The sequence below is a fragment of the Pedobacter sp. GW821-FHT01D05 genome, assembly GCF_059422505.1.
The window spans coordinates 249,381-263,015 of the sequence record NZ_JBWKXA010000002.1 but is presented as its reverse complement, the minus strand read 5'-3'; the positions used below and the strand labels follow the sequence as shown (position 1 = coordinate 263,015).

Annotated in this window: 13 protein-coding genes; 3 read left to right on the top strand and 10 right to left on the bottom strand. The window is 38.5% G+C overall.

What is annotated here, in order from left to right:
• Positions 1-245: 245 nt before the first annotated feature.
• A complete protein-coding gene (locus AC07VK_RS09320) occupies positions 246-917 on the bottom strand; it encodes a DUF1345 domain-containing protein (protein ID WP_492960037.1) in 672 nt (223 codons plus the stop codon).
• 3 nt (positions 918-920) lie between these two features.
• Positions 921-1,703 carry an O-methyltransferase gene (locus AC07VK_RS09315; RefSeq protein ID WP_492960035.1) on the bottom strand — a complete coding sequence of 261 codons (783 nt, stop codon included), beginning with the start codon at positions 1,701-1,703 and terminating at the stop codon, positions 921-923.
• 44 nt (positions 1,704-1,747) lie between these two features.
• Here AC07VK_RS09315 and AC07VK_RS09310 point away from each other — a divergent pair, with 44 nt between their 5' ends.
• On the top strand, positions 1,748-2,611 hold the full coding sequence (locus AC07VK_RS09310; protein WP_492955368.1) for a transglutaminase-like domain-containing protein: 864 nt from the start codon (positions 1,748-1,750) through the stop codon (positions 2,609-2,611).
• Positions 2,612-2,625: 14 nt separating this feature from the next.
• Complete coding sequence (locus tag AC07VK_RS09305; protein WP_492960033.1) at positions 2,626-3,747, top strand: glycoside hydrolase family 18 protein; 1,122 nt, start codon at positions 2,626-2,628, stop codon at positions 3,745-3,747.
• Here the strand turns inward: AC07VK_RS09305 and AC07VK_RS09300 are convergent.
• The 8 genes from AC07VK_RS09300 to AC07VK_RS09265 form a co-directional block, all read right to left on the bottom strand.
• On the bottom strand, positions 3,742-4,224 hold the full coding sequence (locus AC07VK_RS09300; protein ID WP_492960031.1) for a CAP domain-containing protein: 483 nt from the start codon (positions 4,222-4,224) through the stop codon (positions 3,742-3,744). The two genes, AC07VK_RS09305 and AC07VK_RS09300, sit on opposite strands and share 6 nt — an antisense overlap.
• Positions 4,225-4,291: 67 nt before the next feature.
• The gene (locus tag AC07VK_RS09295; RefSeq protein ID WP_492960029.1) at positions 4,292-5,119 is read right to left on the bottom strand and encodes a glycoside hydrolase family 16 protein; all 828 of its coding nucleotides are present in this window, start codon (positions 5,117-5,119) and stop codon (positions 4,292-4,294) included.
• Between the two features lie 401 nt (positions 5,120-5,520).
• The gene (locus AC07VK_RS09290; protein WP_492960027.1) at positions 5,521-6,360 is read right to left on the bottom strand and encodes a DUF4595 domain-containing protein; all 840 of its coding nucleotides are present in this window, start codon (positions 6,358-6,360) and stop codon (positions 5,521-5,523) included.
• A gap of 40 nt (positions 6,361-6,400) precedes the next feature.
• Positions 6,401-7,315, bottom strand: a complete 915-nt coding sequence (locus tag AC07VK_RS09285) for an alpha/beta hydrolase (RefSeq protein WP_492960025.1) — start codon at positions 7,313-7,315, stop codon at positions 6,401-6,403.
• A gap of 10 nt (positions 7,316-7,325) precedes the next feature.
• A protein-coding gene (gene prfB, locus AC07VK_RS09280) for a peptide chain release factor 2 (RefSeq protein ID WP_131030342.1) occupies positions 7,326-8,400 on the bottom strand; the annotation gives its coding sequence in 2 pieces (ribosomal slippage) (positions 7,326-8,339 and positions 8,341-8,400; 1,074 coding nt in all).
• Positions 8,401-8,550: 150 nt separating this feature from the next.
• On the bottom strand, positions 8,551-9,855 hold the full coding sequence (locus AC07VK_RS09275) for an amidohydrolase (RefSeq protein ID WP_492960023.1): 1,305 nt from the start codon (positions 9,853-9,855) through the stop codon (positions 8,551-8,553).
• A 101-nt stretch (positions 9,856-9,956) separates the two neighbouring features.
• On the bottom strand, positions 9,957-11,138 hold the full coding sequence (locus tag AC07VK_RS09270; protein WP_492960021.1) for an NHL repeat-containing protein: 1,182 nt from the start codon (positions 11,136-11,138) through the stop codon (positions 9,957-9,959).
• A 65-nt stretch (positions 11,139-11,203) separates the two neighbouring features.
• Positions 11,204-11,716: a hypothetical protein gene (locus AC07VK_RS09265; protein ID WP_492960019.1), complete on the bottom strand. Its 513-nt coding sequence runs from the start codon at positions 11,714-11,716 to the stop codon at positions 11,204-11,206.
• Between the two features lie 153 nt (positions 11,717-11,869).
• Here AC07VK_RS09265 and pgi point away from each other — a divergent pair, with 153 nt between their 5' ends.
• Entirely contained in the window at positions 11,870-13,516 is a 1,647-nt protein-coding gene (gene pgi, locus AC07VK_RS09260; protein WP_492955359.1) for a glucose-6-phosphate isomerase, read from the top strand.
• Positions 13,517-13,635 lie beyond the last annotated feature (119 nt).

Sequence of the window (13,635 nt, the reverse complement as noted above, 5' to 3'; positions counted from 1 at the left end):
ACCTAAGGGATAGAAGCGGGATACTTTTTGGAGGTCATCCTGAGCGGAGTCGAAGGGCAGCCAAAAGAACTGGACTGTTCATTTCCTAAAAACTGTTGTAATTTTGCTGAACATAAATCTTTCCACGCCCCCACTCCAGCTAAAATATTGAATTTTAAAGATCCTTCACTGCGCTCAGGATGACAAAAAATAGCGGTATGATAGATCTGTCCACTTCGCGATGCTTCGGTCGAGATGACGCTTCGTTATTTGCTTAACCCAGCCAATGCATTAATGGTTAACGCCACAATTACAGTATTAAAGATAAAGGCGATTAAACTATGTAAAAGGGAAAGCCTTCTGATCTTCCGATCTGAAATTTCTACATCCGAAACCTGGAAAGTCATGCCGAGCACAAAAGAAAAATAGGCGAAATCGATAAAATCGGGTTCATCATCCCCAGGAAATTCAAGTCCTGCTCCTTTTTTATCAATATATTTCTTCTTATCGTCGCCATAATATAGGTGTGCATAACGCAAGCTAAAGGTTGTGTGCACCAAAAACCACGATAAAAACATGCCTGCTATGGCCACTACCAGATCGAGTGGTTTGATATCTTTATTAATTAACAGCAAAACTACGGCAAGTAAACCCGCAAAGGTAGATACTACCACAATGACAAAAATTTCGCCACGGGTTTCATCCTGCATTTTGGCCTTAAGATGTGTCTCAGCAGCGGAAGTATGAAAAAACATATACCAATGAAGGGTAATCAGCACCAAACAGAATGCATCCCAACCGAACATGATATGTGTAAGCGCATTCATTTCAATAAAAAGCGACACCAAATAAAAAGCAATCCCCGAAAATAAACTAACCAACAAAATAAACAGCGCTGACCGTTTTTGGATACCTTCTAATTTCGGTTCGATTTCCATTTTCTAAAATTTAAGTTTGAAGTGTTCTTTTGCCTGTCCTTTTTTAAAGAAAACCAGGCCGATCCAGAACAAATCTACGGTTACGGTAACATCAGGATGGTTTTTAATTTCAGCCCAGGCTTCTTTCATACCTTCGCTCCAATAAATATCGTCAAAAATCAGCAGTGAATCTTCATTAATTTTAGGCAAACACCAGTTAAAATAATTCAGGGTAGCATCCTTGCGGTGGTTACCATCAATGTAAACGAAATCTAAACTTGGCTGTTTGGCAATAATATCGGGTAAGATCATATCAAAATTGCCCACATGAAGCTCGATATTCTCTAAATTTAAATCCTCGAAATTTTTCTTCGCCACCTCTGCCGTTTGCGGACAACCTTCAATGGTAATTACTGCTGTATCAGCACTTGTTTTGGCCAGATAAGCCGTTGTAATACCAAGGCAAGTACCTAATTCTATAGCACTTTTAGGATTTGTATTTTTCGCCAACCGGTAAATCAGTTTGGCCAAGCGCGGACTTTTCAAGGCATTCTTCGCGATCTGACTTACCTTTTTTGTACGGTTCTTATTAAGGTGAGAACCCGCTCCAAGGTCTGTAACCGTGATTATCGAATCGTCATTAAAAAGTTTTTTTCGTTGTTCTTCTATATTTTTGTATTCAGATTTGTCGGTAAAATCGTAAATTACCTCATCAGCGAGCTTGTACACGAATGGTGAGTGCGTTCCATGTCGGCTTTTTGCTGTTAAACGGTGTTTAAGGTAATCTGTAATAAATTGAAATAGCATAATATTGCAAAAGTAATTAAACACTGCAAACGTAGGTATGTTTTATGGAAAATAACGCAGAGATAAGTGCTTTAGTAAAATTGTTGGATGATCCTGACGAGGAAGTGTTCCATCATGTAGAAAAGAAACTGCTTGAATATGGCGGCGAGGTAGTACATTTTTTAGAAAATGCCTGGGAACAGTCTTTTGATGGTTTGTTGCAGGAACGAATTGAAAATATTGTTCATCAGATCCAGTTTAAAACGGTTAAAGAAGATTTAAACTTATGGTATTTAAGTGGTGCTTTTGATTTATTGCAGGGTGCATTAATTATTAACCGGTATCAATACCCTGATTTAGATGAGCAAAAGGTAATTAACCAGCTGGAAGAAATTAAAAGAGATATCTGGTTGGGCCTTCAATATGAAATGAGTTCGGTTGAAAAAGTAAAACTGATCAATCACGTTTTGTATCAACAATATGGTTTTGGTGGCAATACCAAAAATCATCACGATCCACAAAATTCTTATTTAAACCAGGTTCTGGAAAGCAAAAAGGGTAATCAGATTTCGCTGGCCATTATCTACTCTACCCTGGCACAGAAATTAGATCTGCCTGTTTATGGAATAAACTTGCCACAGCACTTTATTTTGGGTTATATAGACGATAGCAAACAGGAAGGAACAGAATATGGTGTGCTTTTCTACATTAATGCTTTTAACCGCGGTAATATCTTCGGCAAACATGATGTTGATCAGTTTCTGCGCCAGCTTAATTTAGAGGCCCTGCCCGAATATTACAGACCCTGCAGCAATACCGATATTATCCGTCGGGTAATCAGAAACCTGATTTCGGCTTATGAAAATGCAGGAGCTACCGATAAAGTTGCCGAATTGAACGAACTTCAAGATATTATTGCCGAAAAATAGTTTACCTAGATCCCATGCACAAAAGAAAGCTTATCGCCCCTACTGTACTGTTCTGCATTGCAGCCATCATCTCCTTATCATTTTTAAGTATCCAATCAAAAGCCCAAAAAACGATTAAACCAAACGTTATTGCCTATTACACGGGGCAAAATTCGGTGATCGATAGCTTTCCCATCGAAAAATTGAGTCATTTGATTTATAGTTTCGGTCATTTGAAAGGTGATAGTTTAAACATTAGCTCGGCGAAGGATTCGGCCTTAATTACTAAAATGGTAACTTTAAAACAACGGAACCCTGATTTAAAGATAATGATAGCAATGGGTGGCTGGAGTGCCTGCAAAGATTGTTCGGAGGTATTCAGCAGAGCTGAGGGACGAAAAACATTTGCTAAAACCACTAAAGAAATACTCGACTTCTTTCATGCTGACGGGATAGATATCGATTGGGAATATCCAGCTGTAGTAGGTTTCCCGGGGCACAGATATACAGTAGATGATAAACACAATTTCACCCTACTAATTAAAGAACTCCGTAAAAAACTAGGCAAAAAGGCCGAAATTAGCTTTGCTGCGGGTGGTACAAAAAACTGCATCGATTCTTGTTTCGAATGGGATAAAGTGATGCCACTGGTAAACCGGGTTAATGTAATGAGTTATGACCTGGTAAGTGGCTATGCAACACAAAGCGGTCACCATACACCATTGTATGCTACTGCTCAACAATCTTTATCAGGCGATTACGCCGTAAAAGCTTTGATAGATTTAGGGGTACCTGCACAAAAAATTGCATTAGGGGCCGCATTTTACGCCCGTATTTTCGAAAACACTATTGATGCAAACCAGGGTTTATATCAGCCAACAAAATTTTTAAGAGGCGTTTCTTTTAAAGACTTTACCAAACAATTTTCTACTGAAAACGGCTATACTTACTATTGGGACGAGAAAGCCAAAGCCCCATACTATTATAATCCACAAACAAAATACATCGCCACTTTTGACGATCCGAAATCAATTTCATTAAAAACCAAATATGTTATTGATCAAAAATTAAATGGCATTATGTTCTGGGAATTAACAGATGATGCCTATACCAATGGGTTATTGGATGTGATTGATAAAACGATAAAAGAATTATAATGGATTACCAAAGGTTACCACCCAGTAATTTTGTGACATCCCTATACCCGCTTCTTTACTTTTAGCATCCATCATGGCTTTACAATGGCTCACACTATTTTTCCATGCAGCAATTACCTGATCTGCCTGGCTATATCCCTTTGCTAAATTTTCTGCCCTAAAATCACCTGTATAACCTGCATTTAATGCACGCTCAGCGGGCGTACCGCCTTCAGGAGATAAATGATCAAAATAGTTTTGCTGTGCCATATCCTTAGCGTGGATTATTGCCGCATTTTGCAACTGTATATTTAAAGATAGGTTAGCCACCGGAGGCATGTATGCTGTGCCACAATTACATCCAGTTTGCCTTAAGAGATTAATTTTAGCAATTATCAAATTAACATCATTCTCTGGCACCGCCACATCATCTTTTTTACACTGTACAAATAAAATGCAAAGTAGTATACAGGCAAAAATGCTTAGGCTTTTTTTCATATTTATTTTATGCTACAAAGGAGGTAGCTATAAAGCTACCTCCGAAAGTGAATGTTTATTTTATAAATTAAAAAGCTCTTTCTCTACCCATATAAACATTTTTACCTGTGTAGAAAGTATTGCCAGAAGGGCCTGGGGAGCCACTATCGCCTTCCATCTGCATATTGATAATTAGCCACATGGGTTTATTTACCGAATTACTCATGGTATGCTTGGCTACCCAAACGTTATCGATATAATAATGGCAATCTACATCTGTTGCACTTACTTTATTGTACCAGCATTTGTAATTATGGTATGAGCCCGCATTAGAAACTGCTGTAAGCTTATTCTCCCAACCACCATCATAAGTATTCTGCCAATTAGTGTTATTACCTTTAAACTCCATGATATCACTTTCTGGTGGCCATGAATTAACGCCGGTAATCCAAAAAGCAGGCCAGGTCCCCTTACTGGTAGGTACAGCAAAATCGCCCGAAATGGTATAACTAGGAAACTGATCGTTAATTACAACCTGTTGCTTGGCATAACAAGCACCCGAGTTGTACCAAATAGCAATATTGGTAAAACCATTGGCAGTACTGTTTCCTGGCGATGAAGCCAAGCGGGTAGCTTTAATGGTGAGTACACCTCCGCTTAACGAGATCTGGTTATGGTTTGAGGTACTCCCTACCATGCGGGCAGAACCATTATGATCGGTGCCCCAGGGATAATTATAATTCCATTGTGCCTCAAAATTAGTATAGTTGGCAAGGGAGTTACCATCTATTAATGTTTCCCAGGCTTTAACCTGTCCGTTTTCTTGTTTAACTTCTTCTTTCTCTTTTTTACAAGATAAAAGTGTTACAAACAAGCACACCAATAGCACGCTTAATTTCATTTTTTCATTTCTCATTTTTTTTTGATTTAGGTAAATATTTGGTTAATGGTAAGACGTTAGAATGTGATCAATCAGCTGTAAATCAATAACTAATAAATACAAAGATTTCAGCAACCACTATAGGGCAAACAAGGTTGATTGGTATTTTTTTCATAAGATTTGGTTAGGCTTCAAACATAATCCCATTTTTAAATCGACATGCTTGTAAGCAAAGATATACGCAGAATGATCAAGAAATGAGGGGCTAAATCGTAAAAAAAGAGTGGTAAAATGAGCGTTTCTACATTATTTTCTTAATATGGGTATTTTCTGTTTCTGAATGTATAGGCGTTTAATTTGTATAACGGCTAAAAACCCCCATAAAAACAAAAGCCTGATCATGGTTATGATCAGGCTTTCAATGATATTTTATATATCTATTTACAAGTATAATTTAAGCTATATTTCACATTGTAAGTATCCGTTTGAACTGGTCCACTGCCTGGATAAAAAGTAGATAGCACCGAAAACAACACCGATGTAGCATTTCCTTTTCCATCGTATTGATAACCGAAGGTATAAACAGCATCAGTAAAAGGATCACCATTACCGTCTACCGTTTTTGCTGTACCTTTAAGTAATACATTTTTAGATTGTTTCCCAAAATATCCACCTGGGAAATAATCAACATGATAAGAAAGTGGATCCGCAATCTCGTATGTGTTTACCGCATTTTCTGTTGAATACACGTACGTAGTAGTTTCTGTATAGCCAAGGTGAGCATCAACTGAAACTGCTTTTACTAAATTGCCGTTGGCATAAGTTAAGTTATCAGTTGTACTTAATTCTCCGTTTAAATAATTTTTTATTTGAATTAAATAGCCATCTGCATTGTAGGCGTATTTTCTGGTATAACTATAACTCACTCCACCTCCACTAATAACACCATCGCTCCCACTCGATATTGCCCTTCCGTTTTCCAAAACGATTTCAGACACATTCCCATCCTGATCGGTAGCCGTAATTTTATTTGCGGTATAAGCATAATTACTGGTCTGACCATCCGTGGTAGTCGCTTTCGAAATCCTGTTGGAAGCATCGTAAGTAAAGGCAAGCGTGTAAGTGCCTAAAATATCAAGATCTGCCTTTAAACTGGCTAGCTTACAGCCATTTCCATTAGGATCAAGCTTGGCATTCCAATTAATTTCTTTTTTACAACTTGCTATTGATATGATAGCAACAAAGGCTACCATAACATATTTAATTGTTTTTTGCATTAAAATTTCCGGTTAAGAGGTTAAAATATCAGCAAAGATATTAAAATTTCTCTTTTTTCATCCAGATAGCCAACAAGTTAAACCAGTCTACATAAGAAGTTTTATTAATCAAACCAAAACCATGGCCACCTTTTTCGTACAGATAAAGATCTGTATGTACCTTATTCTGCTCTAATGCCTCGCTCATTAAAACACTATTCGCAAAAGGAACAGTCTTATCATCCTTCGCATGTACAAAGAAGACAGGGGGTGTTTTCTTGTTTACATTTTTATTGGCAGAAAAATAATGTTTTAAACTATCGGTAGGATTTGGGCCCAATAAATTCTTCATGGTGCCCGTATGCACTGATTCTTCGAAACTGATTACGGGATAAATTAATGCGGCAAAATTTGGCCTAAGATCTATCTTTTCCGGATCGGAAATTTTAAGGTCGTTATAATGGGCAACCAAAGTTGAGGCAAAATGCCCACCAGCAGAAAAACCCATAATCCCGATCTTGTTGGCTTTAATCCCATATTTTTTTGCATTTTTCCTGATCAGGTAAATGGCCTGCTGTGCATCCTGCAATGGTCCATAAGTTTTATCAACCATAATCTGATCGCTCGGTAACCGGTACTTCAATACAAAAGCGGTAACCCCAATTTCATTAAACCTTTTGGCTACATCGGTTCCTTCATGACTAAATGCCAGCGCACCATAACCTCCACCCGGGCAAATGATTACTGCAGTTCCTTTAGCGATATTTTTAGGCGCTTCGAAAACCGTAAACGTAGGTACCGATACTTTGGTAACACTCAAGGTTCCATTTGCACGCACCTCAGTATTTTCTACATAATCAGCAGGTGTAGTTTTAGCGCCCGGAATTCCGCCTGAATATAAGGGTACAACTTCTTGGGCATTCGAATAGTTTATTGCCATAAACAATAACATGATGAGGATGAATGATTTTGCCATTTGTTTTAGATTAAAACTCCATTAAATATGCTTTTAAAAACCCGTTAATATCGCCATTTAAAACCGCATCGGGATTGGAGGTTTGATAATTGGTCCGGTGATCTTTTACCCTTCTATCATCAAGCACGTAACTTCTGATCTGCGAGCCCCATTCTATTTTCTTTTTCGATCCTTCTACTGCAGCAATTGCTTCGTTACGTTTCCGTTCCTCAATTTCATATAATTGAGATTTTAATAAACGGATAGCATTCTCTTTATTCTGCAACTGCGATCGCGACTCCTGGTTTTTAATAATAATGCCTGAAGGTTTGTGGTATAAACGTACGGCTGTTTCAACTTTGTTTACATTTTGTCCGCCTGCTCCACCAGCCCTAAATGTTTCGAATTCTATATCAGCAGGATTAATATCAATCTGTATGGTATCGTCAACCAAGGGGTAAACATATACAGAAGCGAAAGAGGTATGCCTACGGGCATTCGAATCGAATGGAGAAATCCGAACCAAACGATGCACACCATTTTCGCCTTTCAGGTAACCATATGAGAAATCGCCATCAAACTGAAGCGTTACCGATTTTATACCGGCAACCTCCCCTTCCTGGCTATCCTGTTCGGTAATTTTATAACCGTTCTTTTCTCCCCACATCATATACATCCGCATCAGCATATAAGCCCAGTCGCAGCTTTCCGTTCCACCGGCTCCGGCAGTAATCTGTAAAACGGCAGAAAGTTGGTCTTCTTTGCTACGGAGCATATTTTTAAGTTCCAGTTCTTCTACGGCAGTTTTACTGATCTCGAACTGATCTTGCAGCTCGGCTTCTGAAGCATCGCCCGATTGGAAAAACTCAAACATTACCGCAGCATCTTCAACCGCATTATTGGTTTGGTTAAAGCCATCCGTCCATTTTTTCTTTGAACTGATTTCTGCAAGAATTTTTTCTGCTTTTTTAGGGTCGTCCCAGAAATCGGGAGCCATTGTTAATTTTTCCTCTTCGCGGATGGCGTAAAGTAGCTCATCAACGTCAAAGATACCTCCTCAGCGACGTTACTCTGTCCCTTAAATCCTGAATATTTTCTTTGGTCATGAAACAAATATATAAAATCGCTTTGAGCATAATGCACGGCGGAAAGCGATTTTAATTAAACTGACCCCTTATTGCTTGTTAATCAATTTTATTTTCTTTATTAATCCATCAGGCACCATGACTAATTAACAAATGAATAATGAACCACCGTTATTTCTTCATCGACATATAATCTAAAGTCAGGTTAGAGAGTAATTTAACCCCTAAAACAAAACCGCTTTCATCCAGATAAAAATCTGGTGTGTGGTGCGATGGAGCTTTTAAAGGATCTTTACCTTTTGGCATCCCTCCTAAAAAAACAAATAAGCCAGGTACTTTTTCCTGGAAGAAGGAGAAATCTTCTGCGCCTGTAACTGGTGGTTTTAACTTGACATGATCCTTACCTGCCGTTGATTGCATGCTTGGCAACATCTTTTCGGTTAGCGCAATGTTATTAAAAGTAACCGGATAATGGTTGCTATAGGGGATTTTAACTTCAGCTGTAGCTCCACCTGCTTCGGCCGTTTTGGTTACAATGGTTTTAATCCTTTCGATAAACATGGCCTCATCTTCCTTACTAAAGTTTCGTACTGTACCTAACATTTCTACCTTTTCGGGAATAATATTCGACCGTACACCACCATTAATTGCGCCAATGGTAACTACACCTGGGTTTTCTGTTACATTTAAATTCCTACTTACTATGGTTTGCAGGCTGTTGATAATCTGGGCCGAAACCACCACCGGATCGATACTGCTCCATGGATAAGCCCCATGTGCCTGGCGGCCGGTAACTGTAATCTTCATATCGTTTACTGCAGCCATTGTACCACCCGGGCGATAAGTTATATCGCCAACTTCGGTTTGAGAATTGATATGCAAACCGAAAATTACATCAACTTTAGGATTTTCGAGTACGCCTTCCTTAATCATTAATGCCGCTCCACCTTCATCTCCGGCAGGCACGCCTTCTTCAGCGGGCTGAAATATGAATTTCACCGTCCCCTGAATATCTTTTTGCATAGAAGCCAATACTTCTGCTACGCCCATTAAAATAGCCACATGACTATCATGTCCACAGGCATGCATTACGCCAACTTCTTGTCCGTTATACTGCGTTTTTACCTTTGAGGCAAATGGGACGTCTACCCGCTCGGTAACCGGCAAACCATCCATATCGGCACGCAAAGCCACAACCGGCCCGGGTTTACCTCCTTTTAGCACACCAACTACGCCTGTTTTGGCTACACCCGTTTTTACTTGTATACCTAAAGATTCTAAATGTTTTGCAATAATGCCAGCTGTTCTAACTTCGGTATTTCCCAATTCGGGATGTTCGTGGAAATCGCGTCTCCAGGTAATTACCTTTTGTTCGATGGCATCAGCTTTTTTTGAAACCAACGGCCTTAAATCCGATTTTTGGGCGAAAGAATTTAATGTCAGTAGCGAAAAACCGATCAGGAATATTTTCTTCATAATGAATGATTGAGTTTAGGTGCTCTAAGCTAAACAATTTTAGGGAGAGAAGGAATTGGATAAAAAACAAAAGCCATCCCTTGGGATAGCTTTTTGGATGATTAACCTTTTTTATAAATTACAATTTTTCTTACGTAGATATCACAAGCGATCACCTCGTCGTTAGCTCCTAGTGCCACACCTCTGGCAAAATCTAATTGGCCAAGCCCTATCTTTTCCCTAACATCACCGTTCTCGTCAGTTCTAATGATGTAACCGCCAGCGGCAATGTATAAATAATCACCTTTACCCTTAATGGCCCAATAGTTATCTGAAACTTTCCAAGTTTTTAGGTATTTGCCCTGCTTATCAAAAACCTGCATCCTACCGGCATCACTAACATAAATATTCCCTTTAAAATAACATATGCCTAACGGCGTATAGAATTGACCATTTGCTCTGCCCTCGGTACCAAATGTGAAAAGTAACTTACCAGTTGAATCATATTTCTTAATCCGATCGTTTAGGCTGTCTACAATCCAAATATTCTGTTCGTCATCAATAGTTAGTTCCTCTACATTTCCAAATCCATTATCTCCTGTCCCGTAAACGCCCCATTCTCTAATTAGCTGCTTATTAGCATCGAACATCTGAACGTAACTACTACTTTGGGTACGGGTTGCTATATAATTTCCATTGCTAAAAAAACCAATTGCTCTTGCACCCGGCCCACTATAAAAAAGCTCCTTATAATTTCCATTGATATCAAATTTCTGAACACGGTTTAAGCCCTCATCACTTACATAAATATTTCCAGCTTTATCTGTTTCAATGTGATAGGCAAAGTTAAATTGACCAACTCCGTTACCCTCTGTTCCAAAAGACAGTGCGCGATAATAATTTAACCCAGAGGTATATCCAAAATCTGCATCGCTAAATCTACTGAATGACGTTGTAGAGTTGTAAGTTCTAACTTTGTAAAAGTTCTTGGTTAAAGATTTGCTAATCGCCGAATCATCAAAAGTTGTATCGCTTAATTCTTTTAGCAAAACATATTTCTGGGTAACATCATTAAACTTGAATAACTGATACTTCTGAGCCAAGGGCATTGGTGTCCAGGATATAGTAATACGTGTTCCGTAAACACCTTTTGATGCTTTTAGATTTATGGGCCGATCAACATCGAGGGTATCTGTAATTCTTAAGGTATCTATTTTAGTTACCCCATCCTTTTCACAAGAAGAAAAAAAGAAACAACAAAAAAACAGGCAGCATGTTGCCAGTAGTGAGAGCGCTCTAAACATATTTTATTTTTTTGGCGAAGATAACTACTTAACCTCATTTGCTAAATAATTATCGTCAATTAATTTTACCCAAACATTCCCTTCAGCTTATCCATAATCCCACCTTCACCTGTTTGGCCGGGTTGCTGCGCTTGTCCACTGCCATTAAACATCCCGATTACATCACTTACATCAAACTTACCATCATCACCGCCCAAACTCCCCAAAACATCTTTAATGTTAAAAGAGTTATCGTTGGGGTCGTTTGTTTTCTGGGTAAACTTGGCAATCAAGCCGGGAATAATGCTTGCCGCTAAAGATTTCGCCGTATCGGCATTAATGCCCAAACCACTTAATTTCTCCATAAAATTCCCCGAAGCCTGTTCAGCAACCTGCGTGCCTTCTGCTTTGTTACCGTTAAATATATCAGTTAATGCACCAATATTACCTGATGACACCTGGTCTTTCAGCGTATCGAAGATAGAACCCGATGCAGCCTGGATTACCGCTTCATTTTGTTCATTCGGAATAGTGGTATTGTTTACAACACTTTCCTGTACGTTTTCACGCACCATTTCATTTAAGTTTTCTAACATCATGTAGAATTTAAGGTTAAAATAATTGATGAACTAACAGGGACGTTGTATTAAAGTTAAGTGGTTTAACCGACATTAAAAATTCTTATTCATTTAGAACATTAAAAAGACCATTTTAAATTTTTGCTTTATTACTTTTACAAAAAAACAAAGATTATGTTACCTAAAGTAAATTTCACAGAAACTGAGGCCTACAAGTATTTAGCCGATCATTTTATAGATATTAATCAAAAAAGCATTAAAGATCTTTTTGCTGAGGATGCAGATCGTTTCAATAAGTTTTCTGTTTTTTTTGAAGATATTCTGCTAGATTATAGCAAGAACCGCATCAGCGACGAAACATTAGCACTATTGATTCAATTAGCCCGTGAGTGTAAATTGGACGAAGCTATAAAGTCGATGTACAACGGCGATAAAATTAATGAAACAGAAGACCGGTCGGTACTTCATATTGCATTACGTAATTTAAGCAATACACCAATTTTAGTTGATGGCAAAGATGTAATGCCCGAAGTAAATGCGGTACTGGCTAAAATGGAGAAATTTAGCAACAGCATCATCAGCGGCGAATGGAAAGGTTATACCGGTAAAGCCATTACTGACGTGGTTAATATCGGTATCGGTGGGTCAGACTTAGGTCCTGTAATGGTTACCGAGGCACTAAAACATTATAAAAACCACTTAAACATTCACTTTGTTTCGAATATTGATGGTACACACATCGCCGAAACATTAGCAGATTTAAATGCCGAAACAACATTATTCTTAGTCGCATCAAAAACCTTTACTACGCAAGAAACCATGACGAATGCACACTCTGCACGCTCTTGGTTTTTGGATAAAGGCGGAAAAGAAAATGATATTGCTAAACACTTTGCTGCATTATCTACCAATGCGAAAGACGTTTCTGCTTTTGGTATCGATACCGAAAATATGTTTGAGTTTTGGGATTGGGTTGGTGGCCGCTACTCGTTATGGAGCGCTATCGGTTTATCCATCTCATTAAGTATAGGTTTTGATAATTTTAAACAATTGTTAGCGGGTGCCCATGCAACTGATAACCATTTTAAAACTGCTGAGTTTGAAAGCAACCTGCCTGTAATTTTAGGTTTGTTAGGCGTTTGGTATATCAATTTCTACAATGCAGAAACACAGGTTATTTTACCTTACGATCAATATATGCACCGTTTTGCTGCTTATTTCCAACAGGGAGATATGGAAAGCAATGGTAAACATGTAGATAGGAACGGTAATGAGGTTGATTATGAAACCGGACCAATTATCTGGGGTGAGCCCGGAACAAATGGCCAGCACGCCTTTTATCAGTTAATTCATCAGGGTACCCGGATTATTCCTGCCGATTTTATTGCCCCGGCACAGAGCTTAAATCCGCTAGGTGATCATCATCCTATCTTATTATCGAACTTCTTTGCACAAACAGAAGCTTTAATGAACGGTAAAACAGAAGAAGAAGTAACCGCCGAATTGAAGAAAGAAGGCAAATCAGATTCAGAAATTGAAAAAATTGCGCCGTTTAAAGTATTTGAAGGCAATCGCCCAACAAACTCTATCCTATTGAAAAAAGTAACACCATATACGCTGGGTAGCTTAGTTGCCATGTACGAACATAAAATATTTGTTCAGGGAATTATCTGGAACATCTTTAGTTTCGATCAGTGGGGAGTAGAGCTTGGCAAGCAATTAGCAAAAAAAATTCTTCCAGAGCTGGAGGGAAGCGAAAAAGTTTCGAGCCACGATAGTTCTACCAACGGCTTAATTAACCAATACAAGGCCTGGAGATAAAATATATTAAAAAAAGCGAGTGTAAATACTCGCTTTTTTTGTTTAAATCCATAATTTAGGTGCATCCTTATTATTGTCTCACGCTAGTGAAAAATCCAAATTAACTTATTAATGAAATA

Bases quoted from the DNA above. Each gene is read 5' to 3' on its own strand.
- AC07VK_RS09285 (WP_492960025.1), bottom strand. From the start codon at position 7,315: ATGGCAAAATCATTCATCCTCATCATGTTATTGTTTATGGCAATAAAC.
- AC07VK_RS09295 (WP_492960029.1), bottom strand. From the start codon at position 5,119: ATGAGAAATGAAAAAATGAAATTAAGCGTGCTATTGGTGTGCTTGTTT.
- AC07VK_RS09270 (WP_492960021.1), bottom strand. From the start codon at position 11,138: ATGTTTAGAGCGCTCTCACTACTGGCAACATGCTGCCTGTTTTTTTGT.
- AC07VK_RS09315 (WP_492960035.1), bottom strand. From the start codon at position 1,703: ATGCTATTTCAATTTATTACAGATTACCTTAAACACCGTTTAACAGCA.
- AC07VK_RS09300 (WP_492960031.1), bottom strand. From the start codon at position 4,224: ATGAAAAAAAGCCTAAGCATTTTTGCCTGTATACTACTTTGCATTTTA.
- AC07VK_RS09275 (WP_492960023.1), bottom strand. From the start codon at position 9,855: ATGAAGAAAATATTCCTGATCGGTTTTTCGCTACTGACATTAAATTCT.
- pgi (WP_492955359.1), top strand. From the start codon at position 11,870: ATGTTACCTAAAGTAAATTTCACAGAAACTGAGGCCTACAAGTATTTA.
- AC07VK_RS09320 (WP_492960037.1), bottom strand. From the start codon at position 917: ATGGAAATCGAACCGAAATTAGAAGGTATCCAAAAACGGTCAGCGCTG.
- AC07VK_RS09305 (WP_492960033.1), top strand. From the start codon at position 2,626: ATGCACAAAAGAAAGCTTATCGCCCCTACTGTACTGTTCTGCATTGCA.
- AC07VK_RS09310 (WP_492955368.1), top strand. From the start codon at position 1,748: ATGGAAAATAACGCAGAGATAAGTGCTTTAGTAAAATTGTTGGATGAT.
- AC07VK_RS09290 (WP_492960027.1), bottom strand. From the start codon at position 6,360: ATGCAAAAAACAATTAAATATGTTATGGTAGCCTTTGTTGCTATCATA.
- AC07VK_RS09265 (WP_492960019.1), bottom strand. From the start codon at position 11,716: ATGATGTTAGAAAACTTAAATGAAATGGTGCGTGAAAACGTACAGGAA.